Origin of the sequence: Mesorhizobium sp. M7A.F.Ca.CA.002.05.1.1 (assembly GCF_003998335.1) — a bacterium.
Taxonomy (GTDB): domain Bacteria; phylum Pseudomonadota; class Alphaproteobacteria; order Rhizobiales; family Rhizobiaceae; genus Mesorhizobium.
Map to the genome: position 1 here is coordinate 1 of NZ_RZQI01001694.1, position 379 is coordinate 379.

At 64.1% G+C, this 379-nt stretch carries 1 protein-coding gene; it reads right to left on the reverse strand.

The genetic code is table 11. The features are described from left to right. Positions 1-379, reverse strand: a 379-nt coding sequence (locus tag EN939_RS37830) for an efflux RND transporter permease subunit (RefSeq protein WP_164751679.1), incomplete at both ends; no start/stop codon positions are given.

Genomic DNA, 379 nt, shown 5'->3' on the forward strand with positions numbered 1-379 from the left:
GACGCTGCCGCGGTGCCGACGAAGACGAGGAACACCAGGAAGGTGTGCCGCAGGCAGAAGCTCAAGACCTTGTCGTAGCCGCGGGTGACGAGGTCCGGCTTGTGGCCGGGGCCATGCTTGTCGCGGTCGGCTTTGGTCACCGACAGCAGCCGCGAGCACAGCATCGGCGTCAGCGTCAGCGACACGAACATCGACGCCAGGATGGCGACCGTCACCACGACGGCGAACTCGTTGAAGATGCGCCCGATGACGCCACCCATCAGCAGCACCGGGATGAACACCGCGACCAGCGAAATCGAGATCGAGATGATGGTAAAGCCGATTTCGCGCGCGCCCTTCAGCGATGCGTCGAAGGCCGACAGCCCGTCCTCCTCCATAT